This is a genomic window from Lacinutrix chionoecetis (genome assembly GCF_053604665.1).
Map to the genome: position 1 here is coordinate 112,707 of NZ_JBSHNQ010000073.1, position 24,019 is coordinate 136,725.

25 protein-coding genes are annotated in these 24,019 nt (G+C 39.2%); 10 read left to right on the forward strand and 15 right to left on the reverse strand.

Going from position 1 to position 24,019, the window contains the following annotated elements; translation table 11 throughout:
- Nucleotides 1–10: 10 nt before the first annotated feature.
- The 4 genes from ACVC43_RS07080 (at nucleotide 11) to ACVC43_RS07095 (ending at nucleotide 5,090) form a co-directional block, all read left to right on the forward strand.
- Nucleotides 11–2,209 carry an ATP-dependent endonuclease gene (locus ACVC43_RS07080; RefSeq protein WP_159259722.1) on the forward strand — a complete coding sequence of 733 codons (2,199 nt, stop codon included), beginning with the start codon at nucleotides 11–13 and terminating at the stop codon, nucleotides 2,207–2,209.
- Entirely contained in the window at nucleotides 2,206–4,092 is a 1,887-nt protein-coding gene (locus ACVC43_RS07085) for a UvrD-helicase domain-containing protein (RefSeq protein WP_159259721.1), read from the forward strand. Before ACVC43_RS07080 ends, ACVC43_RS07085 begins: the two co-directional genes overlap by 4 nt.
- 87 nt (nucleotides 4,093–4,179) lie before the next feature.
- On the forward strand, nucleotides 4,180–4,311 hold the full coding sequence (locus ACVC43_RS07090; RefSeq protein ID WP_262885445.1) for a hypothetical protein: 132 nt from the start codon (nucleotides 4,180–4,182) through the stop codon (nucleotides 4,309–4,311).
- Between the two features lie 47 nt (nucleotides 4,312–4,358).
- Nucleotides 4,359–5,090: a hypothetical protein gene (locus ACVC43_RS07095; RefSeq protein WP_452223825.1), complete on the forward strand. Its 732-nt coding sequence runs from the start codon at nucleotides 4,359–4,361 to the stop codon at nucleotides 5,088–5,090.
- On the opposite strand, the gene ACVC43_RS07100 is transcribed toward ACVC43_RS07095, so the two are convergent.
- Genes ACVC43_RS07100 through ACVC43_RS07125 form a run of 6 tightly spaced genes read right to left on the reverse strand, consistent with a single transcriptional unit; the run spans nucleotide 5,059 to nucleotide 8,240 of the window.
- Nucleotides 5,059–5,547 carry a hypothetical protein gene (locus tag ACVC43_RS07100; RefSeq protein ID WP_144665738.1) on the reverse strand — a complete coding sequence of 163 codons (489 nt, stop codon included), beginning with the start codon at nucleotides 5,545–5,547 and terminating at the stop codon, nucleotides 5,059–5,061. The genes ACVC43_RS07095 and ACVC43_RS07100 overlap by 32 nt on opposite strands.
- 2 nt (nucleotides 5,548–5,549) lie before the next feature.
- Entirely contained in the window at nucleotides 5,550–5,795 is a 246-nt protein-coding gene (locus tag ACVC43_RS07105; protein ID WP_144665741.1) for a hypothetical protein, read from the reverse strand.
- Nucleotides 5,796–5,797: 2 nt separating this feature from the next.
- Nucleotides 5,798–6,358 carry a hypothetical protein gene (locus ACVC43_RS07110; RefSeq protein ID WP_144665744.1) on the reverse strand — a complete coding sequence of 187 codons (561 nt, stop codon included), beginning with the start codon at nucleotides 6,356–6,358 and terminating at the stop codon, nucleotides 5,798–5,800.
- Between the two features lie 9 nt (nucleotides 6,359–6,367).
- Nucleotides 6,368–6,904: a hypothetical protein gene (locus ACVC43_RS07115; protein ID WP_186434782.1), complete on the reverse strand. Its 537-nt coding sequence runs from the start codon at nucleotides 6,902–6,904 to the stop codon at nucleotides 6,368–6,370.
- Between the two features lie 2 nt (nucleotides 6,905–6,906).
- The gene (locus ACVC43_RS07120) at nucleotides 6,907–7,206 is read right to left on the reverse strand and encodes a hypothetical protein (protein ID WP_452223826.1); all 300 of its coding nucleotides are present in this window, start codon (nucleotides 7,204–7,206) and stop codon (nucleotides 6,907–6,909) included.
- A 26-nt stretch (nucleotides 7,207–7,232) separates the two neighbouring features.
- Nucleotides 7,233–8,240, reverse strand: a complete 1,008-nt coding sequence (locus tag ACVC43_RS07125; RefSeq protein ID WP_452223827.1) for a DUF7192 family protein — start codon at nucleotides 8,238–8,240, stop codon at nucleotides 7,233–7,235.
- Between the two features lie 135 nt (nucleotides 8,241–8,375).
- Here ACVC43_RS07125 and ACVC43_RS07130 point away from each other — a divergent pair, with 135 nt between their 5' ends.
- Genes ACVC43_RS07130 through ACVC43_RS07140 form a run of 3 tightly spaced genes read left to right on the forward strand, consistent with a single transcriptional unit; the run spans nucleotide 8,376 to nucleotide 9,569 of the window.
- Entirely contained in the window at nucleotides 8,376–8,747 is a 372-nt protein-coding gene (locus ACVC43_RS07130; RefSeq protein ID WP_144665751.1) for an ArsR/SmtB family transcription factor, read from the forward strand.
- A gap of 10 nt (nucleotides 8,748–8,757) precedes the next feature.
- Entirely contained in the window at nucleotides 8,758–9,363 is a 606-nt protein-coding gene (merTP, locus tag ACVC43_RS07135) for a mercuric transport protein MerTP (protein WP_452223828.1), read from the forward strand.
- Complete coding sequence (locus ACVC43_RS07140; protein WP_159259715.1) at nucleotides 9,363–9,569, forward strand: GDCCVxC domain-containing (seleno)protein; 207 nt, start codon at nucleotides 9,363–9,365, stop codon at nucleotides 9,567–9,569. Before merTP ends, ACVC43_RS07140 begins: the two co-directional genes overlap by 1 nt.
- Nucleotides 9,570–9,571: 2 nt before the next feature.
- On the opposite strand, the gene ACVC43_RS07145 is transcribed toward ACVC43_RS07140, so the two are convergent.
- From ACVC43_RS07145 to ACVC43_RS07160, 4 genes are all read right to left on the reverse strand, one after another.
- Nucleotides 9,572–10,522, reverse strand: a complete 951-nt coding sequence (locus ACVC43_RS07145) for an AAA family ATPase (protein WP_144665763.1) — start codon at nucleotides 10,520–10,522, stop codon at nucleotides 9,572–9,574.
- Nucleotides 10,523–10,731: 209 nt separating this feature from the next.
- The gene (locus ACVC43_RS07150; RefSeq protein ID WP_159259714.1) at nucleotides 10,732–14,991 is read right to left on the reverse strand and encodes a strawberry notch C-terminal domain-containing protein; all 4,260 of its coding nucleotides are present in this window, start codon (nucleotides 14,989–14,991) and stop codon (nucleotides 10,732–10,734) included.
- Nucleotides 14,984–15,406, reverse strand: a complete 423-nt coding sequence (locus tag ACVC43_RS07155; protein WP_201293110.1) for a hypothetical protein — start codon at nucleotides 15,404–15,406, stop codon at nucleotides 14,984–14,986. Before ACVC43_RS07155 ends, ACVC43_RS07150 begins: the two co-directional genes overlap by 8 nt.
- Nucleotides 15,403–18,093, reverse strand: coding sequence for an N-6 DNA methylase (locus ACVC43_RS07160; RefSeq protein ID WP_452223829.1), 2,691 nt, complete (start codon nucleotides 18,091–18,093; stop codon nucleotides 15,403–15,405). The genes ACVC43_RS07155 and ACVC43_RS07160 overlap by 4 nt, the downstream gene beginning before the upstream one ends.
- Nucleotides 18,094–18,390: 297 nt before the next feature.
- Between ACVC43_RS07160 and ACVC43_RS07165 the strand changes: the two genes are divergently transcribed.
- The gene (locus ACVC43_RS07165) at nucleotides 18,391–18,522 is read left to right on the forward strand and encodes a hypothetical protein (RefSeq protein WP_262885444.1); all 132 of its coding nucleotides are present in this window, start codon (nucleotides 18,391–18,393) and stop codon (nucleotides 18,520–18,522) included.
- A gap of 21 nt (nucleotides 18,523–18,543) precedes the next feature.
- On the opposite strand, the gene ACVC43_RS07170 is transcribed toward ACVC43_RS07165, so the two are convergent.
- The 5 genes from ACVC43_RS07170 to ACVC43_RS07190 form a co-directional block, all read right to left on the reverse strand.
- Entirely contained in the window at nucleotides 18,544–19,710 is a 1,167-nt protein-coding gene (locus ACVC43_RS07170) for a glycosyltransferase family 4 protein (RefSeq protein WP_219360310.1), read from the reverse strand.
- Nucleotide 19,711: 1 nt separating this feature from the next.
- On the reverse strand, nucleotides 19,712–19,993 hold the full coding sequence (locus tag ACVC43_RS07175) for a hypothetical protein (RefSeq protein WP_232632769.1): 282 nt from the start codon (nucleotides 19,991–19,993) through the stop codon (nucleotides 19,712–19,714).
- Nucleotides 19,993–20,481, reverse strand: a complete 489-nt coding sequence (locus tag ACVC43_RS07180; protein ID WP_159259711.1) for a hypothetical protein — start codon at nucleotides 20,479–20,481, stop codon at nucleotides 19,993–19,995. Before ACVC43_RS07180 ends, ACVC43_RS07175 begins: the two co-directional genes overlap by 1 nt.
- A gap of 3 nt (nucleotides 20,482–20,484) precedes the next feature.
- Entirely contained in the window at nucleotides 20,485–21,741 is a 1,257-nt protein-coding gene (locus ACVC43_RS07185) for a winged helix-turn-helix domain-containing protein (RefSeq protein WP_159259710.1), read from the reverse strand.
- 163 nt (nucleotides 21,742–21,904) lie between these two features.
- On the reverse strand, nucleotides 21,905–22,144 hold the full coding sequence (locus ACVC43_RS07190) for a hypothetical protein (RefSeq protein ID WP_144665785.1): 240 nt from the start codon (nucleotides 22,142–22,144) through the stop codon (nucleotides 21,905–21,907).
- Between the two features lie 200 nt (nucleotides 22,145–22,344).
- On the opposite strand from ACVC43_RS07190, the gene ACVC43_RS07195 reads away from it, so the two are divergent.
- Both ACVC43_RS07195 and ACVC43_RS07200 read left to right on the forward strand, forming a co-directional pair.
- A complete protein-coding gene (locus tag ACVC43_RS07195; RefSeq protein WP_219360309.1) occupies nucleotides 22,345–23,109 on the forward strand; it encodes a hypothetical protein in 765 nt (254 codons plus the stop codon).
- Nucleotides 23,110–23,165: 56 nt separating this feature from the next.
- Nucleotides 23,166–23,912: a MerR family transcriptional regulator gene (locus tag ACVC43_RS07200; protein WP_232633001.1), complete on the forward strand. Its 747-nt coding sequence runs from the start codon at nucleotides 23,166–23,168 to the stop codon at nucleotides 23,910–23,912.
- Nucleotides 23,913–24,019: the final 107 nt, after the last annotated feature.

Consider the following 24,019-nt stretch of genomic DNA (forward strand, 5'->3'; position numbering starts at 1 on the left):
AATTTACAGTATGAGAATAGATTTTTTACACATACAAAACTTCAGAAAACTGAAGAACTGCCGCATTGATGTTTCTTCACGAGAAACACTTTTAGTCGGTGCGAATAATAGCGGAAAGACATCTGCTATGGACGCCTTAATTCTATTTCTCACTAAAAACCGATCCTTTGATCTCAAAGATTTCACCTTATCTAATTGGGCTACCATTAATAAAATTGGAGATACTTGGCTTCAAGAGAAAGATCCTGAGAAAATAGACCTAAGTAGTAGTCCTTGGGAAACAGAAATACCAACACTAGATTTGTGGCTGCAAGTTGAAAACACAGAATTACAACACGTGAGTCACATAATTCCGTCACTTGATTGGAAAGGAGGCTTACTTGGTGTACGATTACGTTACGAACCGACTGACATAGAATCACTTTATGCAGAGTTTATAAAAAGCATTGAAAATTCTAAGAATATTTATGATGCTAAAAAGGGTAAATCTGCAACGTTCAATTTGTGGCCTAAAAATCTACGGGATTTTTTAGACAAAAGACTCGGCACTTATTTCAAAGTACAAACCTATTTATTAGACCCTGCGCAAAACGAAAAACCACAATTATTAACAGAAAAAGATATTCCGGTTCAAAACGAAGTCTTGAACAAATTGATCAACGTAGACATAATAAACGCCCAGCGAGGTTTTACTGATGTAAATACAGATGCTGTTGAAGGTAGTAACACTAAAAATCTATCATCACAACTACGAAATTATTATGAAAAACATCTTAATCCTAGTATCAATCCAACTGAAGCCGACGTTGATGCATTGGTCCAATTGCATCAGGCTAAAGAAGCCTTTAATACAAATTTAGAAAGTAGCTTTAAAGATGCCTTAAATGAACTCGAAGATCTCAACTATCCAGGCTTTGGAAACCCACAAATAAAATTAAGCAGTGAAATAAATACAGCGAGTAGTTTACAACACGACTCAGCAGTACAATATGCTCTTAATGACGGAAAGACAGAATTGTCTCTACCAGAAAAATATAATGGATTGGGTTATCAAAATCTAATTTCGATGATTTTCAAGCTCATAAGTTTTAGAGATAAATGGATGAAGAAGGGTAAAAGTTTAGATCCAAATGATCCAGAAATTATTTTTCAACCCATTCATTTAGTTTTAGTTGAAGAACCAGAAGCACATTTACACGCACAAGTACAGCAAGTTTTTATACGAAAAGCATATAGTGTTTTACGAAAACACGATAACCTTGGAGATGATACGGCTTTTACTACACAGTTGATAATAAGTACCCATTCTAATCACGTCGCGCACGAAATTGATTTTACAGCTTTACGTTATTTCAGAAGAAATATTTCAGAGAAAGGTTCAATCAATACATCCTCAGTAGTCAACTTGTCAAAAACTTTTGGAACTGATGATGAAACTACAAGATTTGCAAAACGTTATTTAAAAACAACTCATAGTAACCTATTCTTTTCTGATGCGGCAATACTGGTTGAAGGACCAGCAGAGCGTATGTTGCTACCATATTTTATCACTCATCACACGCAATTGAGCAGTTGTTATGTTTCAATTTTAGAAATAGGTGGTAGCCACGCACATACCCTTCAACCGCTTATTGAAGCTTTAGGATTAATAACCTTAGTGATTACCGACTTAGATTCTGTGATTAAAGATTCAAGAGGCAAGAAAACACAGCCAGCGTTGGGCAAAAATTATGAAACTGGAAATTCTACTCTCAAAGGATGGATTCCTGCTGAAAAAGATTTAGATAAACTTTTATCTACAGCATTTGAAAACAAAGAGGATAAAAAGAACCCTATTAGGATTGCATATCAAACTCCTGTCAAAATAGATGAAAACAAAAAAGAAACCATAGTTTACCCATACACATTTGAAGATTCGCTGGTTTTAGAGAACGCATCAATTTTTAAGAGTTTGACTGATGCCAAAGGCTTACTTAAAAAAATGGTGGAGGCTACTAATGAAACTTCAGTTCAAAAATCAGCAGATGAGATGTATAAAATAATTACGGACCCATCATCAAAAAAAGCTGAATTTGCTTTAGAACTATTTTACTTTAAAGAACCAGATGTACTAAAAACACCCAAATATATTGAAGAAGGCCTTCTATGGATTGAAGACAAATTGAAGATTGAAAAGACAGGTTTACAAATTAAAACTGTAGAAAAATGATCTTAGCTGATGAGAACAATATAGATGATAACGTTGATATTCAAATATCAGAATGTTTAAATCCAAATAATCCAAAGAGTTTTTTCTTATTTGCAGGAGCTGGTTCAGGTAAAACGAGATCATTAGTGAAAGCTTTAACCGAATTTAAAAAGAATCACGGCGATAATTTTATTCTTAATAATCAAAAAATTGCGATCATAACCTATACAAATGCCGCCGCCGATGAGATTAAACAACGATTAAAGTTCGATCCAATTTTTTATGTGAGTACCATACATAGCTATGCTTGGGAACTTATACAACTATTCACTTCAGATATAAAATCTTACGTAAAAGCTAGGTTATTAAAGGATATAGAAGATCTTGAATTAGCCCAATCAAAAGCTAGAAGTTTGCAAAATAAGTCCTCAATTGATCGTGCACGAAAAATAAAATCAAAAAACAAGCGGTTAGAAAATCTTCCCAACGTTACTCGATTCACTTATAACCCTAATGGGGATAATTATAAAAAGGACTCTTTGAATCACTCTGAAGTCATTGGAATTACAGCGGACTTTATAGCAAATGAAAGTTTGATGCAAGATATTGTCGCTGCTAGATTCCCGATAATTTTAGTAGATGAGAGCCAAGACACAAAAAAGGAACTAATTGACGCCTTGTTTACTTTACAAAAAGCCAAAAAAGATGTTTTTTCACTCGGTCTATTTGGAGACACAATGCAACGAATTTATGCTGACGGCAAACCGAACCTAGGAGAATCATTACCATCAGACTGGGTTTTTCCTACTAAAAAAATGAACCATCGCTCTAACAAACGGATCATTAAATTAATAAATGACATTCGACAAGAAGTTGATGACCAAAAACAACAACCTAGAAAAGAAAAACCAGAAGGGATAGTTCGATTATTTATTGCCGATAGAGCTAGTGATAAGATTGTTACGGAAAGTACCGTTGCAGGAAAAATGTTTACGCTTACAACAGATAAATCTTGGACGGAACCTGATGAAGTCAAGACTTTAATACTGGAACATCATATGGCTGCTATAAGGATGGGATTTATTGGTCTTTTCGAGCCATTGTATAAAGTGGATAGGTTAAAGACCAGTTTGATAGATGGATCGTTATCTACCTTAAATCTTTTTAGGAATACAATCTTGCCTTTGATAGAAGCGCATAAAAGTGGCGACAAATTCTCCGTGATGAGGATAGTAAAAGCTAATTCCTTTTTATTCGATAAAAATGTAATAGTTAATTCCCAAGACCAATTAAAACACTTATCCGAAATTAATGATAACGTATCCAAATTGTTTGCATTATGGGGAGATAACAGCGATCCATATTTAAAAGATATACTTAAAGTTATTTTTGAAACTAAGTTATTTCCTTTACCAAACATTTTCAAGGTTATTAGTTCTAGAACTAAAAAGGAAGAATCCGCCTTTGAAAGTTCTGAAGATGAAGATGAAGAACTAAATGATGATGCTATTGATGCTTGGGACATAGCGTTAAATGCAACATTCTCAGAAGTGTCTAAATATGATGAATACCTCAAAGAAGAATCTAAGTTTGCTACACATCAAGGAGTTAAAGGTTTAGAGTTCCCAAGAGTTGTTGTAATAATAGACGATGAGGAAGCAAGAGGTTTTATGTTTAGTTATGATAAATTATTTGGAACTAAAGGGCCAAGTGCCTCTGATTTAAAAAATGAAGCTGAAGGCAATGATACTGGAATAGATAGAACCAGAAGACTATTTTATGTAGCGTGCAGTCGTGCAGAAGAAGGCCTAGCGGTAATAGCTTACACCGACAATCCAAGTCTAATTAAAACAAATGCCATAGCAAATGGCTGGTTTAATGAAACGGAAATCGAAGTTTTATAATTTTAATACCCTATCGTCCAAAGTTTACAATCCACTCAAAAGACCCAGTATATATTTGAGCCATTATTAATATTAAAACCCAAAATTATGGCAAAGTCAAGCGGATTAAAAAATGCACCAAGTACAACTGGAAATCCTTCAGGAAAAGGTAGAGGAAACAATCCACCTCGAACAAGTTCAGGTAACTCTGGGAATTCAGGTTCTAAAGGAAAGAAGTAAAAATGTAATGGTCGCAATGACTAAAACATTGCGACCATTCTTAAGTTATGACAGAAGAAGATTTTAAAATAGATAGATTTCACGAAAGGTTCAACGGTAGCGTACCTTGGTGGTTTATTGCAGCTTGTTTGATCAGCTATAATTTTAAATCGTTCAGGCGTTTTATGATCTACATTTCTCATTATAGCTCAATTATTGACTTATGGGAAACACCTTCTAAAGAAGTTAAAAACGAGCAAATTATTGCTGGTTTCCAACCATTATTTCCTGAGCGTATTCCTAAAAAAATACTTTATCAGATTACTGGACTTCACTCGCGTACTACTTTCAATGAACGTTTCTCTACATACTTCATTGAAAATGATTTGGTGGGACGTAGAAGTTTCACACTTTTAGAAACCTATAAAATTTTAGAGTACTGGCAAGGAGAAGGCAAATGGGGCCGAATGCAAGCAGCGAAAAAAGAGATGCTCGCGGAAGTACTTCATAACAAAAATTATGAACGAACCGCCGAAGAGTTTAAAATGGCTCTGGGAAAAGAAGGGTATCAGCCCAACTTGATTAGTCCTAAAAAGATTAAGAAACTCATAAAACATATAGACCTAACTGAAGAAAACCAGATTGAAGATCTTATAGGTTATCAAGAGCTTCAAACTGGTCTTTTATGGATGTTTGGAATACTAATGGTTCATCAGTTTTTAAAACAAACCAAGCAGTCCATCTCAATACCAAAAGATCCTCGCAAACCTATATCCTTTCAATCTCATACCGATACCTAAATACACTCGTCCTGGTCACGCGATACTTTCCGATAATCGTCTCCCAACCTAACGCCACTTTCACGCCTAGATCACGAAAGGTAGATCGACCAATGTTTTCTGTGCGACCCATTTTTACCAGTTCGTTGATGATGTCCTCATCGGTGGGCTTTTTCTTGGGTTCTGGTGTTGGCACGTCTTCCATTACTTTTTCAAATGCAACTTGTTTCTCTTTAAGTTCTTCAGTAATCTCGTTGTGTTCTAGCTGATCTGCATATTCTTCATCGATGTCTTCTAGGATTTCTAGGTCTAGGGCTTCCAACTCATCAATAAGCGCATCTTTATCACAGACAGATACCTTGTCGAGTAAGGCGTGCATACGGTCGAAGATTTCTATTTTCTCTTGGATGGGCTGTAGCAACAGCTTTGTAGCAAGTCCGTTGCGTTTCAGGAAAATTTGGTGTTCTATCGTTTTCATAATTAGGCAGGTATTGGGATGAGTTCTTGTTTTTCGGTAAGCGCACCTTCTATAATGTTAGAAAGCGCTGCGGTGGCGAGCGATGTGGCGATGATGATGCCGGTAGTTTTAAGCAGTTCTGCTCCTTTGGGAACTTGTAGCTTAAACTTCTCATTTTCCGAGTTCTTTCCCAGATTGTAGTAAATGAGTGCTTCGGCAAAACCTATGGCCAGGCCTGCACCTGTGATGATCAGTACTTTTTTATTCATAATTAGTTTTTAGCTTTTTCTTCCATCTTGTCAAACTTCTCTTTGATGGCATCGAGACCTTTTTCGGTGGTGACCGTATTCATTTTATAGGCATTCATAATACCACGATGCGCACGCAGTAACACACGTTCTGCCTCCTTTTGCACCGCAACATTCTCTTTGAGTTTTGTTGGAATCAAATTGGCTATAGAAATAAAATGACCTTTGATTTTAGTGTGACGCATCGGTTTGGGTTTCTTAGGCTCGTTCTTGCGTTTCTCCTCATTAAACTTGCGGATTTTTGCCCGACACAGCTTAATGTCACTCGTCATTTTGTCTAGCTCCTTTTTGACCGTTTTAGATGGTGCTTTCTTTTTGGCAGGCTTTGGTTCTTTTACGATAGCGTCTGGCGCAAGGCGCTCTACCATTGAAAATACCTTTTCTATATTCTCCTTGGCGATTTCTTCAAAGGCATTTTTATCTGAAGTCTCCTCGTAATCAGCAAGTAATTCTTTGACTGCGGTTTGTAAGGCGTCTGGTTGTACGGCGCTCAGCTTGAGCTTTTGTAATTTTTCTATGGTCATAGTGTATGTTTAAGCAGCTATTAATAATTCGAGTTCCAGTAACGATAAGGCTCTGGCACGTTCTTTTTCCTGTATGCGTATGGTTTCTTTAGAAGATGCGGTCTTTTTGTTGGCAGCTTTCTTTGGCTTTCGTTTTACATCATTGTTTTTATGCTCCACGCCAAATTCTTCAAAACGACCCAAATCTTCTTTACTCTCAATAAGCGCTTCGGTTTCTGTGTCTCGGTCTATGCCGTACACTTCCTTATCGGCAATAAAGCGTTTTTTTGCTTCAGCTTTTGATAATAATTTCCATTGAAAACCATCACTCATCGTGTAGATCTCTCCGGTATTTGATTTTTCATCGGGATGTAGCATCTCAAATAAAAGCTCGTCTGCTTCCTGCGCTTTTAGATCACTTTTTGTAAAGTTATCTGAAGCCTGTTTTATGACTTCCCAGGCTTGTACGGGATCTAGCTCGCTGCCCGTAAGTGCTACGATTTCATCCTGATTCTTTATGGCCAGCGCCTTCAGTTCGGCTTTGGAAATATCTTTGGTTTTATACATATCTATAATTTATGATCTATGGCATATAATTGATGGTACAGCGGTTCTAGCGACCAGACAAATTCGTTTGCTTCCTCTTGATCTGCATAATGCACAGAGCACAGTTGCGGTGTCCCATCCGTTTGGAAACACTCATAGCGATACTGCTGCACGGGATTATCTTCATTTGAAATATTAATACTCGTCCATCGCAGTATTAATGTGTTTTTACGCTTTCGCGAAAGCATAATTTCAAAATCTCTACATTGCTCAGCACAGGCTTTATTAATGGCAATGGCTCTGTCCATTATGGAATCAATCACAGTCTGTTTGAGCACCTTTTTATCCATTATACAGCGAGTTGCGTTTTATAATTTTCTATGATTTGCGTCACTTCGTTTACGGCGGTTTCCATCGCGTAGCTTTGTTCAAAAACGAAGCCTTTTGAGTTGATCGCTTTCGCGAAAGCGGCTCCCATTTGTGCAGTAATACTGCCGAGACCAGATGGAATGGTCAAACCAAAATAGTTGCTCAACGCCACCAAACTCTTGAACCCACGAAACCGAAAATAACGCGGATCACTACTGATCAATAACAGCTGATTCTTATCCAGTTTATCCTGAAATCGTTTGACGCGCACACAAGCCATCGCCACCTGATTGCTAAATGAAGTGCCGATCATCACGTTAACTTCTACCGAAATGCCACGCAACTCCAGAAACTCCACAAGCTCGGCACAGGCAAGGCCTACGTAAAGCAGCTGATCGCCCTGCACATTTGCATTTGCGCCAGCCATAATGTAGAGTTGCATCGCAGGATAGGACATCTGTTTGTCCTGAAAATAAGCATACACCGTTTTGACCGATGTGTTGATACTGTGGTTGTTGAGCTCAATATTCATCTGGCTCACGGCAGTATCCACAGGTGTTCTGGTATCTACGGGAAAGTTTTTAAACATCGCCATCGCCGCACGCTCAAAAGAAAACACGCCCAGACCACGATCGTTGTAAGCCATCTTAGGCTTGGGCAATACGGCATCCTCTAAATAGTCCAGATACTTCGCAAGCTTGTCCTTAATTTGTGGCTGAATCTTGCGCACCAGCTCCATCCCAGAAAAGGTGCGGTGCTCATTAAGTTCTTCAATATCCTTGGGCGTAGGATTGCCATACCATTCGGTACCAGAATTTAAGTTTTGGATAGTGCTTTGCACCACATTATTCCACCGTGAGGCGTTTGTCTTGCTAAGTTGCTGTATCTCGTGATCTACAAACGCATTAAAGGCAAACACACTATCAAACGAGAGATAGTTGTATTTGCCATTGGTACTTTGGGCTGTATGTTTTTGCGGTCGACTCACTTAATTCTTTTAAAAATAGAATTAGTGGCGTGAGTTGTTTGGGGATGGGATTGTAGTTTGGGACAATTGTTTATTTATTTAAGTATTTGCTTAAATACGTAATTAATTATATATTTGCCCGTCTAAAGCAATAATATGAAACTAGAAATATCTTGCACACGAGCTGAAGCTGACCACAAGCAGCTGCAAAACTGTAGAACTACTATTGATGGTATGGCTAATGGTTTTGATAAAATTTCAAAACTACTAGCCATTTCAGGTAATGAGGTTCGTTTAAAAATTCTATTCCTCTTAAACATGGAAAAAGAACTGTGCCCTTGTGATTTATCCGACATTTTAGGTATGAGTGTTCCCGCGGTTTCACAGCATATACGAAAAATGAAAGATGCAGATATTATAAGCTCAAGGCGAGAAGGGCAAACCTTGTACTATTCATTGAACGAAGATGAGACGGATATTCTGGATAGTATTTTTAAGTCAATTAAATTAAAAAGAAAAACAGCATAAATTTTTAATAATGAGTACCGTAAAAACATCAAAAAATGCAGCTTATACAGGTTTGTTTGCTGCTGTAGCCGCATCATCTTGTTGCATACCACCAGTGATTGCATTAATTGCCGGCGTTGGGGGAAGTGCATCCGCTTTATCTTGGATGGAACCCTTTAGACCCTATTTAATTGGTATCGCTGTCGTAGCAATTGGTTATGCGTGGTATGATTATCTAAAACCGAAAAAAGCAGAGGATTGTTGTGAAGTGGATGCGAAGCCAAAGTGGTTTCAAACTAAAGGTTTTTTAATAGGTATTACGCTTTTTGCGGCTATATCAATAAGTTTTCCATATTACGCTCACATCTTTTATCCGGATAATAAAAAAGAAGTGGTTGTAGTCAATCAATCCAATATCCATACGGTAAATTTTGATATAAAAGGGATGACCTGTGCAAGTTGCGAAGAGCACGTCAACCACGAAGTAAACAAGCTCAACGGAATTATAAACTCAAAAGCATCCTACGAAAATGGGAATGCCATCATTGAATTTGACCAAACCAAAACAAATGATACGGAAATTGAGAAGGCAATTAACTCCACAGGCTATAAGGTAACCGACAAAAAGGAAAACTAATGGAAACTATATTAAAATCTGAAATTACCTGCCCGAACTGCGGAAATAAGAAAGTAGAAGATATGCCAACAAACGCCTGTCAATTTTTCTACGAGTGTGAGAACTGTAAAACGGTTCTAAAACCAAATGAAGGGGATTGTTGCGTTTATTGCTCTTATGGGTCTGTAGCTTGTCCACCGATTCAGGAAGGAAATAGTTGTTGCTAGACTTACCCAATCCGCCTCTTAAACTCCTTAATAAACTCCGCCTTCATCACGCTACCTTTATACGAATTTAGAAATCCTTCCAGATTGACCTCAGTTTTGATATGTTCCGCTTTTTCGCGATTCATTGCGATAAAGTAGCTTTCTAGGGCATCTTTTAAAGTTTTACCATTGGGCATCTTACGGTAGGTCTTACCAAACTCATCTTTCATTCCTGTTTCTCGCTTCATTTCGAGTTCGTAGGCACGTTCTAAGTTGAGCATCGTACGCAAGGTCATTATGTCTTCAGTATCATCATCGCCAGCTTCTTTTCCTTCATAGCGTAAAATAGCTTTACGAATATCAATACACATATTTACGACTGGCGCATACACCAGTTGTCGCTCTAAGGTCTCGTTAAAACCTATGCGGTAAATAGAACCGCTAAAACGGTCGAGCAAGGAAGCATCCTGCTTGTTATTCCCAACATAATTACCGCTTGCGCCTTTTCCAATGACATTTCCTGTGGCAATGCAGCCAAAGCCTCTATGCTTGACAATGGGTTCATTCTGTCCATTAAAAATGATAGCATCCTCACGAGCACTTTTTGCCAGAGCATCATTAAGCAGTCCTGCGGTATTGGCATCGAGCTTGGGCATTTCATCCAGAATCAAAATCTTTCCATCACGCCAGGCTTCAATAAGCGCTCCTTCCTTGTAGCCAGAAATCGTCTGTCCACCTTTGATATCGATAGGCGAAGTCCATTGATTACAATTCACAATGGTAAAAGGCAGTTCCTTACCGTCGTTTTCTGATCGGCCATTAATGGCATACGCTACCTTTTCTCCTAATGTCGTTTTTCCTGTTCCTGCGCTACCTACCAGATAAGGATTATTGCCTACACTCAAATCGTCCATAATTTTCATAAACTGCGGAATCTGCTGTACTTCTGGTATATCTAATTTTCTTTGGGTCATTTGTCTTTGCTCTTTTTAAATAGTTGATCGGCGGCGGCGTTGGCTTCCTTTTTGGTGGAATAAATTGCTATGATAACTGACGCGTCTAAGCCACGCCTAAATTTATTCTTAAGCTCTTGCATCGTCGTAGGCTTACCATTAAAAATTCCTTTCCGCGTATTATAATACGGGCTATAGACGATGTACATCTTGTTGGGATTTATTTTCATTTATGCCTGTGCGATTTGTAACTGGTTAATCATCTCATCAATGGCCGAAATCTGCGCAATCGTATCTTCAAAAAACATACGTCCCAACTCTTGATAGGTGTACTCTCCAAACACAAATTCGGCATTTCCATCTTCGTGTGGATGATTGAGAATAAAATAACCTAATCTTTCAATAGCGTCGTGCAAGGGTAATCTGCGAGCATCGCCTACGATGTTATTAAAATCATCTTTTAATCCAGAGGCAAGCGCTTCAGTTTTCCAGATTTGGTACGGCTCTTCCACATTCTTAAACACGGGAATAAGCGAGTAATTAAATTTCTCTTTGTCTGATAATGGGCGGTTGTAAATGACGAGTCCGTATTCATATTGCGAACTCGGTTCTTCATAACTCACAAATCCGGTCGTAGGATTACTGCCTTGGCCATAAGCGCGTCCTAACCGGTATTTATAACTACCAGAAGTAGATTTGGTCTTTGATTTCCAGTCGGCTTCGTTTTCAATTTCCCAATCTTCCAATTCGCGAGCGTGACCCAAGAACTGCACACCAAACGCATCTAATCTATTCAAAAATAATTGCAGCTTCTCCAAATGCAAGGCTGCGGTCATATCTCCAGCATTTTGCACAAAGTCTGGCAACTCATCCTGCGATTGACCTTCAGCTCGTTTCAAGAACGACCGAAGTTTCTCATCGATAATCGCAGGATAGAGATCTCTTTTATCCAGGTACAATTGCAAATAGTTTTCACTAATACGCTTTACGCGAAAGTTGAGCTTGTGATCTGCAAAGAAGTCATCTACGTCCAATTTTTTAATAATATTGAATGCTTCAGAAATAGGCAGTACTGCCGAATTTGCTTCGCCATCTTTGCCAAAATCTCTATGCAACAAGATGCCATTCTTGATGGTTCCTTCTTTTGTGTTGTATTTTATGAGCTTGTTTTGAGTACCAATCTGGTTAGAAGCGCCTACGATATTTTCTGTAAGGATATGACGGCGTTCTCGTTTGGAAGATGCTTTTTTAATGAGTTCATTCCATTCTAGATTAACCATTTGCACATCGGCTTCAGAAATATCTCGACTTTCTGTAAAGATCTGTGAGATAAAACTCTGTTCAGCTGGTTGTAAACTGTAGGTCAAAATCTTTCGAGAATCTGTAACTCCAAACTTTAGACTGATGTTACTCAAAGTATATGGGTTCTTGCCAGATTTACCGATGCTCACACCTAAAAAGATACCCCAAGATGGTGTGATAGTCGTCCCGATAAAAGGAACTCGCACCACATCGCCTATGTTCCACATCGTGATGTATCTGATGATTGACCGTTTGATATTCTCTAATCCCGCCACATAGGTCGCAAGCTGTGATGTTTTTGCGTGGATGATTTCTTCCAGCTTTGTCCAGTCGGACTGTATGCGCTCGTTTTCCTTTTCGGTCGCGCCAGTACCACGTTGCGGCAAATCGTCCCGATCTTCCTTCAATCTATTGATGACATCCAGTTTTTTTGACTTTCGTTCTTCAATAAGCAATGGGTATTTTTCATTTATGGCATCTACCATTTTCATACGTACTTGAACAGGTTTTTGACCATCCAGCGCATCTGTGATACGCTTGTCAATATCTTGTTTGGTAAACGGTCGTTTAAGATTATTGACGATGGTAATGTCGCGTACAGTATCTTTCCCGAATGGTGTAGCACCACCTTGACCTTTCTGAAACAAGAACCGTTTTTTCGTTTCTGCATCGAGTGGTAAGAATTCAGTTTCAAGATCGTAGGTGCCTTGTTGCTTTTCCAGTTTTATCTGGTGGTCGTATCGTTCTAAAAGATCATCGTACAAGGCATCTTGCTCTTCAACCTTGAGCAATCCTGCACGACCAGTCAGTTGTCGTACCGCACCATCCTTAAAACCATTGCGTTCATATCGTATGTTTCCGGTTTTATCAGTTTTCTTTTGATAAGTAGGATAACCGAGCTGCTCCATCATTTCCTGATTCTCATCTACCCAATTCCACGCTGCGATATCGCCATATTTATTCAGGAAATCTGCACTTTTTAAGGTTTCATCATTGGTTTTCTGTGAGCCTGTGGTATTGGCATCCAGCGATTTCAATTTCGCCTTTAGCATTGTCATCAATCTCTTTTCCGTAGGAATGTCACTTGTGATGTAATAGTATTCAGGCAACACAACTTGACCAGTACGATTGATACGACCACGTTTCTGAACTTCGGTATTGATATCCAACTCAAACTGATGCACAATCATCGCTCGCTGTCGCTGATCCTTAAAATCTTTACTTGCGTGTGCCGAAGATCCTGTACTACCACTTTGGTTAATGAGCAGCACATCATAATCGCCACTATTGAACATTCTGAAAGAACGTTCCGTATTACTGCGGAAAGCCTGGACAACTGCCTCATCGCCATCCATCGCAATACGCTGATTACGACCTGTAACTTCGGCAACTTTAAAATACATATCGGTATGACCGCCTAAATGTTTTGGCTTTTTCTGGGTTTCAATCAAGTGTATCAATTCATCGATGGGCGAAATGGATAATCCAGAACTCTCGAGAACCATTCGGCTTTTGATGTCTTTGTATCGCTCAATTCCCTTTTGCGGTAACTCTTCGAGTTCTATACGCTCTCTGGTTTTTGAGCCATCGATCGCTGTATAATTGTAGTTAAAAATACCATCAAGACCGCGCACCAACGTACGTACAAAATCCATTTGCTCGTTGGGGATGACATCGCCACTTACCAGATTCATTTCCTTTAAAAAAGCACCCATCGTGGATTTGAATGCGATGACCACTTTCTTATCTTCCTTCAGTAATTTGATCGTGTGATCTACCACATCCTTTACTTTCAAGGCAAAAAGCATTTGATCAACAATATTGAATACTCTGGAAAAGTACGGCGATTGTTTCACACCAAGGCTTCTGGGTTTAGATGACATATGCTCGCCTTGCGTTTTCGCGGAAGCGTGAATATCTGCCAGCAATGGTGCAACAAATTCCTGTTCAAATTGCACCACTTCATTCATCAGCGAGATGATACTATTAACACTTGCACGACTTTTACTGCGTTGTGGCTCTGCATCCAGCGTGATGTAATCTACATTAATACCTTCATTAGAGCGCTGTCTCCTAATGAGCTGTCCACTTTCTGAAAGATTTGATGCCACGATTTCCTGAAGTGCCAAACCGCCACTTGTCATTGAGCGTACAAAACTTGCATCGGTAAGTCCAGTCTCGGCAATGGCAGTTTTCTTTGCGTAAAACGGCATTACTTCTGGATATTTGGCAAAAGTGGCACTCAAAAAACAGCAGGCTTTCGTCTGCGGAAGTACTTCGCGCATCCACGTACCAATGATGGAATCAAAACCACCTGCCATATGCGACTCGTCAAGAATGAAAATAACTTTTTTATATTTCTTGCTACCTTCCAGACCATTGTTGACCATACTTTCCAGCCATAATCGCTTATAAGGATGCGCCGATTGTACCTGTGAATAGGTGCAGAAAATCATATCGTAGCCTACTGGTAAATGGTCGAGCGTTTCTGTGATGGTTATAAACGGCACCTTGTCTGGATCTGGCAGATTCTTGCCTATCTTTTTGTGCCACTCAATAGACTCTGGACTTTCTGTAGGAAACTCTTTTTCGGTAGTAATAAGTTCGTATTGCGCCTTGCTGTTCATTGGGCTAAAAACCACTTTTCCATCTGCATCCTTCACTTTGGCATCGGTATCTGTGTTGACAATAAAAGGTCGGATATTGTCAAAACCGATGGCCTTGAGATCCCGATACATATCTGTAAACAGATCAGGCTTTTTTGTAAAGAAAACGGGAAGAAAGCCCTGCATAACTGCGTGTCGTATCACCGCAGCAGCTTGCCTGCCTTTCCCAATTCCCGTTTGATCTGCTATAATAATACCTTGCTCATTTTCAAATTGCTTGAGATAGAGACCAACGGCGTCAACTTGTTCTGCACCCAAGCCTTGCCACATTGCCTTGGTAGATTCATACTTGAGCTGATTACGTACGTAATTGTCTATATTTCCTTTATCCTTAACGATACGATTTAGGGACTTTTGAACTTCAAAAGCCATATTGCGCGGTATGAGCGTGTTCATTTTATATGGTGCCTGTGACTTAGACACATAGGGAACCAAAGCCGCTTCCTGCGTAGCAAGTTTTGCAACTTCATCAGCATTCTGGCTGAATTCTGCTTCTTTGATATCGAGTTCTTCGTTATTCATTTTTGAAAAGGGCTAATGCTTCCAAATAGCTGCGAAGCGTGGTTTCTGAATACAATTGCACGGCTTCTTCCTTATCCATACCACCGTACATAATAGAACTGGTGGGCAGACTGTCATCCATCTTGTCCCAACTTTCTTTGAGCGTCCAGAGTGCGGTCTGCATCTTATCGGTTTCCAATAGAAAACTGGCGATTTCATCGGTGGTGTTGCCTTCATTGTAAACCACTTCCAGATATTCTTCTATGAGTGCGATGGGATTTTCGCCCATTGCTCTTGCTTGCTCGATGAGCTCGTGCAATTGAATAAAAATGCCAGCTTCGTGATCTTCAAAACGCTCAAATTTTGATGGATTTGAGACCATAAAAAGGCGTGCCTTGACGTCGCCAGACATCAATTGGTTGTTATAAAATATCATTGGGTTCTTGCTTTTTTGAGTTGGGATATGAGTGTATTTAGATTGGGTCTGATGTGTGACTTCACACGTTTCCAGAGATCGAAGAAACTCTCAACCATCGTGTCCAGTTCTGGTGCTTTGGTGCTGTCTGGTGCTACTCCAGATGGTTTTGACTTTCTACCGCCTATGAGTATGAGCATTGTTTTGGTCACAGCGCCTTGTTTGTTGTAGAGCTTGTAGCTGTTCATATTGATAATATCGTCCACCTGATAATGACGGTACAACCAGTTAAAGAATGGTCGGTACTTTGCAAAGAGTCCATCTTCGCCAAAATAGACGTGACCCATTATAATGATGGCCGCTTTGCCATCATCTTTCATCGTGTGCAACGCAAGTCCTGCCATCAAATGTTCCAGACGGATATGGTTTGCAATCCCACGCTGTTTATTAAAATATTTATTGGCAATACGTGCTTTATCGAACTTGGACGCTTCCCATTTTGCAAAAGGTGGATTGGTTACAACCACGTCGTGCACCTTGGTCATTACTTCTGGAAAAGGTTCGGCTGCATTGTTATTGGTAATGCGACCAAAACCTTGATAATCCAGCGATTTCTTTCGGCTGTTGTCAATCTCGTTGACGTGCGTAATTCGCGGATTTGCACCTACCAGCAATAAACCGTTGCCTGCACTTGGTTCAAAAATGAACTCGGCATCTTTCATCTGTGTGTATTCGGCCACGATTGCACCTATGGGACAAGGTGTTGAATACTGCTTGTAAAGTTCCTTACTACTGTCTGAATACGCATACGTAGGTTGTACCTGGCTCCAGAAAAAGTCCATTTTCCGTAATCGACTTTCAAATGGAATCGGTTCTTTATAGAGCATTTTGTACCACAAAAGCCAACTCAACTCCACAGCTTCCCAAAGCGCACCGATGTTTGGCGCACCTGTTTCATCCTTTAAGGCTTCTACCTTCTTTTTTGATAGACGTTCCGCTTTCGCGAAAGCGGTATGCATCACAGCCACAACACGATCTATGTAATCGTTTTTGGACTTCGATTTTGTAGAACTTTGTTTTTTAGGAAGTGATTTAGGCGCAGGATTAGGTTTGTTCTGATCATCTAAATAAGCCTGAAGAGTAGCTTTTGAACGTTCTAAACGGTTCATCTGCCATTGCATTTCGCTGAAAGCTTCCTTCGATTTTTTGTCCGTTTTGGGTTTGCCCGTTTTGGGATTTACGTAGTCCAAATGATCTTCTACCAACTGCAAAAGCATATCATCTATGATTTCAATGCCTTTTTGAGGATCTGCCACGGGACGAGAATTCTCCACCACAGACCACCATTTGTGACTGTCGTTTTCAATGTCGATTTCTGCGCCCAAAGGCGAGACACTTCTATATCCCGTATGGATATTTACATACGGATAATCCAGATCTGTAGGGTAACCGATGGCCGAGAAAGCTTCCGGACCACGATTTTCCCATTCTTGTAAAAGGGAAGAGCGATTCACCTTCACGCCATAATCTTTGGGATGTGGCATTTGCGAGAGCTGAAAAAGCTCCAGACCAGAAACTTGATTGAGATTCTCATCTGTTATTTTATAAAGTTGAGGAAACTTAAATTTCAAGAAATTACCATCGCCTATGGTCAGACTTCCAGATTGAAAAGGCTCGCCAGCGTGCACGGGCACAAGCACATTAGGGACAATATGATCCCGATTGAAAATGTCTTTGGGTATCGCCAACGCTTCGGTCTCAATTTCTTTTAAGGGAATGAGCTCCAACTTCAGTGACTGATACAACCGATTGACTTGCATCAACGCCATCGCTCGGTCACCAATTTCCAAGTCGTACACCCAATCCTCAAAGTTTTGCAAGGCTTTCAAAAGATGGTTCTTAAAATGAATCTCGCTCCACTGCTCTGAGGCATCTTCGAGGTCGCTTATAGTTGTAGAGATAATCGTTTCTGGTTCGTCGTTCAGTTCTTCGGTCTGCTCGTTGAGTTTTTCAATAACTTCTTTTAAAATCGACCGTGTAGAAAGGTTACGTTCTGCATCCGTTTGATAACCAGAATCATCTTCTTCTTTTGGTGCTACTTCTTTAGGAACTTCCTTATTTTCTATTTCTCCTTCCTTAGCAACTAGCTCATCTTTTGAAGGTACTTCCTTAGCGACTTCCAATTCTGTACGTTCACTTTCTAAAGCGACCATACCATCTATCACGTTCCCATCTCTAAACAGGACGCGAGACTTTCTCTTATAGTTGCGAGGATGTACTTCTATATGCTTGAGCGCATCGCCATATTTACGCATCGCAAAGCGACTTGCAATCTCATAGGCTACCTTCTTGTAGGAATCAAATACGACGAAATGTTCCTGCTCGGCTTTTTGCTGTCCCTTAAGGAAGATTGTTACATAGGAAAACTGACCAGTGTCAATGTTTTCTACGGACGACTCAAAAGATGGATGGATCAAAACCTGTTTCCAATCGCCATCTCTACCAAATTCCTTTTCCAGCTCTTCCGTATAGCGACAATAGGCAGGATGATTGTCCACATACCATTTGGTAGGATCTGACAGCGTTTCCTTAAAACCTAGTTCCTTTAAATGGAAAGCTAGTTCTTTAGGAAGCACTTCGCTAAAATGAAGCTCAATGCCTTTTTTCTGTTTGTTGAGTGTACTGGTTAACTGCATTTGCGATCCCAAAATTTACTAGTCGCTTAAGCACTAGTTTGTGGTGTGACTTGGGATAAATATAGATTTCGCTTTCGCGAAAGTGGCGTCACGCAAAGGGATTGCGGTACATTGAAGCGTGATGCTTATAGGTCAATAAACAATAAACCCCAGCGAGAGCTAGGGTTTTGAAATTATAGGTGGTATAAATTAATCTTGGTTCGTTCGGTACGCAACAACATCTTAATAAAATCAAGATGATGTTGAAAACTTAAATCTACGAACAGCTTGTAAATGATTAAATTAGTAAGATATTTTTAATACAATATTATGGGAATCAAGACAGGTCCAAAAAGAATTGCAAAGTCAACTGGCAAACCAGATAGACGTCAGCGAGATAATAAAAAGACTGGTGGGAACACACCGTCATTAAAACCGCATAAGCATAAGAAAGGAGATTAAATTCTTCCAAAATAAGCTTGCCTAAATAAACAAATCCTGAAACACCTGTAGTTGCCTACTGGTAAAATGCTGTTCCATCCAGATGGACTTGAGCGCATTCTTGCCCATCTGCTCGCGTAGCTCTTTATCATTTACTAATCGTATGATGGACTTTACCCAATCTTCAGTAGTTTCAGCAAGCAGTCCTGTTTCTCCTTCTTTAAGGACTTGCTTAGCCGGATGGTAAACAGAAGAAATTGCAGGAATACCAAAAACAGCACTTTCTAATAGCCTTGTGTAAGGCCCACATTGAGAAAATCGGTGCTTTTCACTTGGCAATAAGACAATATCTAGTGCCAAATCATTCAATGTTTTAAAGTGATTTTCAAAAGCGACGGGCTTGTGATACTCTACAGCTAGTCCCTTAAGAACTAGCTCGCCTTGATTGTCTTTTCCATCCCAACCGTAAAAAACAAATTGAACTCCTTCCTTAAGGACTTCTTTTGTTTTTGCAACTAGTTCCTTAAGGACTAGCAAATCTGACAACTGACTTTTGCTACCTAAAATACCAATCCGAACGATCTCGGACTCATTCCTTTTTAACGGTGGTATCTCTTCATATCCCAGTCGTGACACTAAAGAGGGCAATTGTACTACGTGAGTGGTGTGGTTGGGAAAGTTCTCTAACAACAATTTTTTGTAAAAGTTAGATAGTGGCTTTGTTGCAGTTGTTACAATATCCATTGAAATCATATTAGATAACAACTGCTCTTTATCGCGTGTACCGATCTTGCGTGACATTGCGTGACTTTGTGGAATAGCAGTATAATTCTGATCCACATCCATTACCAATTGCACATCTGGACGCAAGACGCGTATAGCTTTGATAAAAAAATCCACATCTGAGAATATAACTGGAAAGATGATGTAATCTGCCCAATATAAAAGTTGTTCATCAATCAAGTTTTCATAATCTTCAAAACGTTTATTAAAGTCAAAAGTCTCAATCTTAGTGATTATAGCGGTATGTGACGCAGTTTTGTTCAACTCTAATGCTGGTGTTATTGCTCGATAATATCCTGTGTCATTCAAGCAAGGCGAAACATAAAGTAAATGAACTGTATCATCGCTTTCTTTACAATCTGGATATTTCCGACGGAAAGAGGTTTCGGTCTTTAGTCGTTTCTTAAGTTCTATAATGGTTCTCATATCAGTTAGTTTCTGCATTAATATTCATCTCGTTTCCTTCGTAGAATTTGGCAATGCGTTGTCCGGTAGCCTTATCGTAAATCTCAATAGTACCGGCTAAAGGGCCATATTTTTTTATTTTTTTGCGAAAGCGAGTCAAACCTGTTTCCCTACTTTTTGTTTTTGAAAATTTATGTCTCCAGTCGATAGAATACATTGTCCGTACGTTACCGTCTTTGAACCAGACGATCATCTTAGTTTCTGAGTCCTGGCCTAGTTTCCAACCTTTTTTCTTTTGTTGCATTATTTAAAGTATTTAATGAGTGATAAGAGTGATATTTCCTTGATATAGTTTTCTTTATGAAAAGCCTTGACCGTGACAACCCCTTGCTTGACATTGAGCCAAATCTGTACATCCTGGTCACAAATATGATTTGCCGTAGCAAACTCTTTGAGATACTTTTTGATACTGAAGGCAATCTTGTTTCTCACACTGGGCAACGTTGCAATGCTGTCTTCTAAGAAGAAATAAGCGAGTTCATCCGTTGGTATTTCTTTCATCAGCACATCTTGATCGTACAGATAGGAAAGTACTTTGTGCTGTTCTTGATAAATACGCAGGTACAAGCGCTCGACAGGAATTTGTTGCCAGGTTGCAATATGCTCGGTGTAGCTTATGATATTCTGAGAGATCTTCTTCTCATAACCGAAGACATCAATGGATATCTCGGCAATCGCTCCCTTGAGTTTATTGGTCAAGGCAACGTTTTTCTTTTTGAAAATACGTTTCATTTGTTAGGTATTGGTGTATAAAAATCGTTGTGTGGATGGGTTGAGTACACTTGCGTGAAAGTGTTGCAAGAGCTCAGGTTGACCGAGTTTGCCTATTCTCGTCTCACATTGCCTGAAAAGTGCTAATCTGGGTTTTTGCTTGGCAGTATCCTTTTTCTCATTATTCAAAAACCTGCGGATTTGTGAAGCGACAATGAGTTTTAACTGCACTTCAAGCTGTCTCTTCTTGTGATCCTGCCACCATTTTTTGGTGCCAGCAAACCCTGTTTTGTTTTTGGGATCAAAATATTGATGTGGTAACTGTACGAATCTGTTTTCAGGATCTTTGGCAAGATATTTCCGCACGAGTTCTATGCGATCTACATAGCATTGATGCACGTTTGCCAGATGTTTGTCAGGTACTGGATCGTACCATTTCCAGAGCAGTTCTCTTCCAATTTTGATCTGAGATTCTGTGAGATAGGTGTTTTGGTAGAGCACATTTCGCGAAAGCGTCCAAAGCGCATTCACATACACAGAAAGGGAAGCGGAACGAGCCGAATCTCGTGGCAAATTTTCGGCGCCAGTTTGATTTGTGGCTCGCATCCGCGCATTTTCCCCTGCATCATTGGAATTTTTGGGGCATTTTTTCCCTGTGTATCCTGTAAAATTGTTGCTAGAAGCGTTGCGTGACGTTGTTTCTTTTGTGAGCGGTAGCGAATTCCTTTTATTCCCGAATAGCTTGGCTCGGCTTGAGTTATCAACGCCTATTATTAAATTATTTATGTAACCATTGTTACTAGAGTCTGTATGACGACAAGTTGTCGTAGGAATATTTTTAACAGATTGATTGTGTGTAGATTGTGATTTCCGTGAATCCCGCTCGATTTTGGGCTTATCCACCGGTTTTAAACCAGTTGCTAACAGGATTTTTGGCTCGACCCAAAGATCATATCCAGAGTTGGTACCGTGCCATATCTTATTGATAATGATGCCGGCATCTATGAGTCTTTTTAAGTGACGCTGGATGGTTCTAGGGCTGGCGTTGCCCATTTTGGCCAACTGTAGATTGTTGGTCTTTAAAGGCGGTAAGTTTTTAAGATCAAGTGTTGTGACATTGCTCGCTTTCAGTAAAGAAAGGCCGTAAATCTTGATAATGTCCTTTGCAGTAGAGGCAATTGCCTGTCTTATGCGATTAGAAAGTTGATCTGTATTCTGGTTGTGTTCTTTAATGTGGTAATCCAATGCTTTAAAGGCGATGGAATAATTAACTATGCTCATTTTTAGGACTGTTATGAAACAGCAAAGTGTGTGCTTTGTCTATCTCACTAGTCGGATTGTGGTGCTTTTTTAGCATCTCTATTTCTTCCTTGATTTTTTTTATAAGGTTCAGGTAACCTTCATCTGGGCTATTTTCGGCAAATTTCATAAGATGAGATCTGCATTATAACTTCATCGATGTTTGCGACTTTAAAGGCAGGTTCTCTGTGAGGACTTTTCCCTTTTTACTATTGCGCAATGTTTTCTCGTGCTTGGATTCTAAAAGTGTAAGACAGGCTTCGTAAATAAGCTCTTCGCTGGACGGCCTGATCTCTTTTCGATTAAAAAATTTAGATACCGTAGGTCTGGATTTTCCAGATTCTTGAGCTACAAGCGCAATGGGGTTATCAAAGTACTTGTGCATTTTTCTCGTAATGGCTTTAATTTCATCGGGTTGATACATTCTTATAAAGTTTATGTGATTCGTTTGACAATTCAGTGTAAAAGTTTTGTAAATTTGGCAACAATTTAACGTCGTTTTTATATTTATATCGCCAAATATATGTATAAACGTTGCTTAATAAACTACAAAAAGAGATAATAATTTTATCACTCCTGAATTGAATGAATGAGAAAAAAGCGCGTAAACGACAAGAAGTAATTGATAATGAAAGACATAATATGAAGCAGAATCCAGATTATGATACCATAGATTTAAAATTTATCGAGGCCATAGACGAGGTATTGGAAAAAAATGATGAGCTCGGATTAAAACCTAGCAACGATAGTAGCCTTGGAAAACTGATTTATCCTTCTAACCGAAGCATCATCTCTTCAGTAAGAAGTAGGGCAAAGCATATTCCGCATCTCGCGCTTATCAATTTTGCAAAGCTATTTGATGTGGATATGAACTATTTCTATTCTGATAGATCCTTGAGTTATATACCACGTGTGACTACTGTAAACAACAATCAAGATTATTCTATAAAGAAAACTGGTAAAGGCTCATTTGTTACTCAAGCTGGCAATGGAACTATACGTGATATAAAGAATGTGGCTAAGGAAATAGTTACCCATAATAACACGAACTTAAATCCATCAGCCGAAATGGTCATCAATACTTTCATACAACAACTCGATGAGGCTTGTATTCCAGATTTCTATAGAATACTCAATGCTATGCGAGATGAAATGGGAAGTACTATTGAAGAATTGAAATTTCATCTAAAGAAGAAATCCAAAAGGCTCGACAAGCTAAACAAGCGTCATCATAAAGAACTCAAAGCTGTTAATCTAAAACTTGTAGAAACCAATGAAAGGTTGATGCAAGCGCAGGAAAATGAGAAAGCAACTATGGAGAAATACATATCAGTTCTTGAAAATAAATAAAACGTCCTTGTTTCGTAACGTTTATAAGTTTATGTTTGTACTGTAAAAATTCAGCCTTGAAAAAAGATCACACAGATTATTCAAATTTATTGAGACTTCTCAACGAGAAGGAATATGCAAATAAGTACATCGTAAATGCCGAGAGGCGTATGATTACACACTGGCAGGATATTGGACTCTTTGAGGACAAGCGCAATACTTCGGCAGGTTGGAACAAGTTTAGCCTTATAGATATTCTTTGGATGGGAATCATCATCGAATATCGTAATCTGGGCTTTCCCAACGAAAAAATTAAACCTGTTAGGCAATTTCTGTTTGAAGAAACTAAGATTGATAATTTGAAAGTCAGTAAGCTGGAATATGCGACTATTCAGGTACTCGCTTTCGCGAAAGCGTTATATCTCATAACCGATATAGCAGGTAACATTTATCTGGCAGATGATTATGAATATGTTAAGCTTTTGCAACAAGGTAAAGTAACCAATCATATCGTATTAAACCTTAATCAAGTCGTCAAAGAAAATATATCTGTACTCTTTTCTGAACCAAATTTTAATGCCTTTGCTGGTCTTAATAAAGACGAAATTCAAGTGATGCTCATCTTGAGAAGTGAGTCGTACCAATCTGTGCAAGTGACCAAAAAGAATGGCGAGATAGATATGATTGAAGGCACGGAACGCATTAGTGAGAAAGATAGAATTATCGACATTTTGAAACAGCACGAGTACCAGAATATTGAAATAAAACAAGCCAACGGTAAAGTGGTCTTGATAAGCCGTACCGTGAAACAAAAAGCAAAATAGATACCCTATTTGCCACCCAAATGAACTTGTCATCCCATAACGGAAGCAAGTTTGAACTAATTAATATGAAAACGTGATAAACATCGATTAACCTAAATGCAATGAGC

Coding starts and splice junctions, on each gene's coding strand:
- ACVC43_RS07080 (WP_159259722.1), top strand. CDS start 11: ATGAGAATAGATTTTTTACACATACAAAACTTCAGAAAACTGAAGAAC.
- ACVC43_RS07085 (WP_159259721.1), top strand. CDS start 2,206: ATGATCTTAGCTGATGAGAACAATATAGATGATAACGTTGATATTCAA.
- ACVC43_RS07090 (WP_262885445.1), top strand. CDS start 4,180: ATGGCAAAGTCAAGCGGATTAAAAAATGCACCAAGTACAACTGGAAAT.
- ACVC43_RS07095 (WP_452223825.1), top strand. CDS start 4,359: ATGACAGAAGAAGATTTTAAAATAGATAGATTTCACGAAAGGTTCAAC.
- ACVC43_RS07100 (WP_144665738.1), bottom strand. CDS start 5,547: ATGAAAACGATAGAACACCAAATTTTCCTGAAACGCAACGGACTTGCT.
- ACVC43_RS07105 (WP_144665741.1), bottom strand. CDS start 5,795: ATGAATAAAAAAGTACTGATCATCACAGGTGCAGGCCTGGCCATAGGT.
- ACVC43_RS07110 (WP_144665744.1), bottom strand. CDS start 6,358: ATGACCATAGAAAAATTACAAAAGCTCAAGCTGAGCGCCGTACAACCA.
- ACVC43_RS07115 (WP_186434782.1), bottom strand. CDS start 6,904: ATGTATAAAACCAAAGATATTTCCAAAGCCGAACTGAAGGCGCTGGCC.
- ACVC43_RS07130 (WP_144665751.1), top strand. CDS start 8,376: ATGAAACTAGAAATATCTTGCACACGAGCTGAAGCTGACCACAAGCAG.
- merTP (WP_452223828.1), top strand. CDS start 8,758: ATGAGTACCGTAAAAACATCAAAAAATGCAGCTTATACAGGTTTGTTT.
- ACVC43_RS07140 (WP_159259715.1), top strand. CDS start 9,363: ATGGAAACTATATTAAAATCTGAAATTACCTGCCCGAACTGCGGAAAT.
- ACVC43_RS07145 (WP_144665763.1), bottom strand. CDS start 10,522: ATGACCCAAAGAAAATTAGATATACCAGAAGTACAGCAGATTCCGCAG.
- ACVC43_RS07150 (WP_159259714.1), bottom strand. CDS start 14,991: ATGAATAACGAAGAACTCGATATCAAAGAAGCAGAATTCAGCCAGAAT.
- ACVC43_RS07155 (WP_201293110.1), bottom strand. CDS start 15,406: ATGATATTTTATAACAACCAATTGATGTCTGGCGACGTCAAGGCACGC.
- ACVC43_RS07165 (WP_262885444.1), top strand. CDS start 18,391: ATGGGAATCAAGACAGGTCCAAAAAGAATTGCAAAGTCAACTGGCAAA.
- ACVC43_RS07170 (WP_219360310.1), bottom strand. CDS start 19,710: ATGAGAACCATTATAGAACTTAAGAAACGACTAAAGACCGAAACCTCT.
- ACVC43_RS07175 (WP_232632769.1), bottom strand. CDS start 19,993: ATGCAACAAAAGAAAAAAGGTTGGAAACTAGGCCAGGACTCAGAAACT.
- ACVC43_RS07180 (WP_159259711.1), bottom strand. CDS start 20,481: ATGAAACGTATTTTCAAAAAGAAAAACGTTGCCTTGACCAATAAACTC.
- ACVC43_RS07185 (WP_159259710.1), bottom strand. CDS start 21,741: ATGAGCATAGTTAATTATTCCATCGCCTTTAAAGCATTGGATTACCAC.
- ACVC43_RS07190 (WP_144665785.1), bottom strand. CDS start 22,144: ATGCACAAGTACTTTGATAACCCCATTGCGCTTGTAGCTCAAGAATCT.
- ACVC43_RS07195 (WP_219360309.1), top strand. CDS start 22,345: ATGAATGAGAAAAAAGCGCGTAAACGACAAGAAGTAATTGATAATGAA.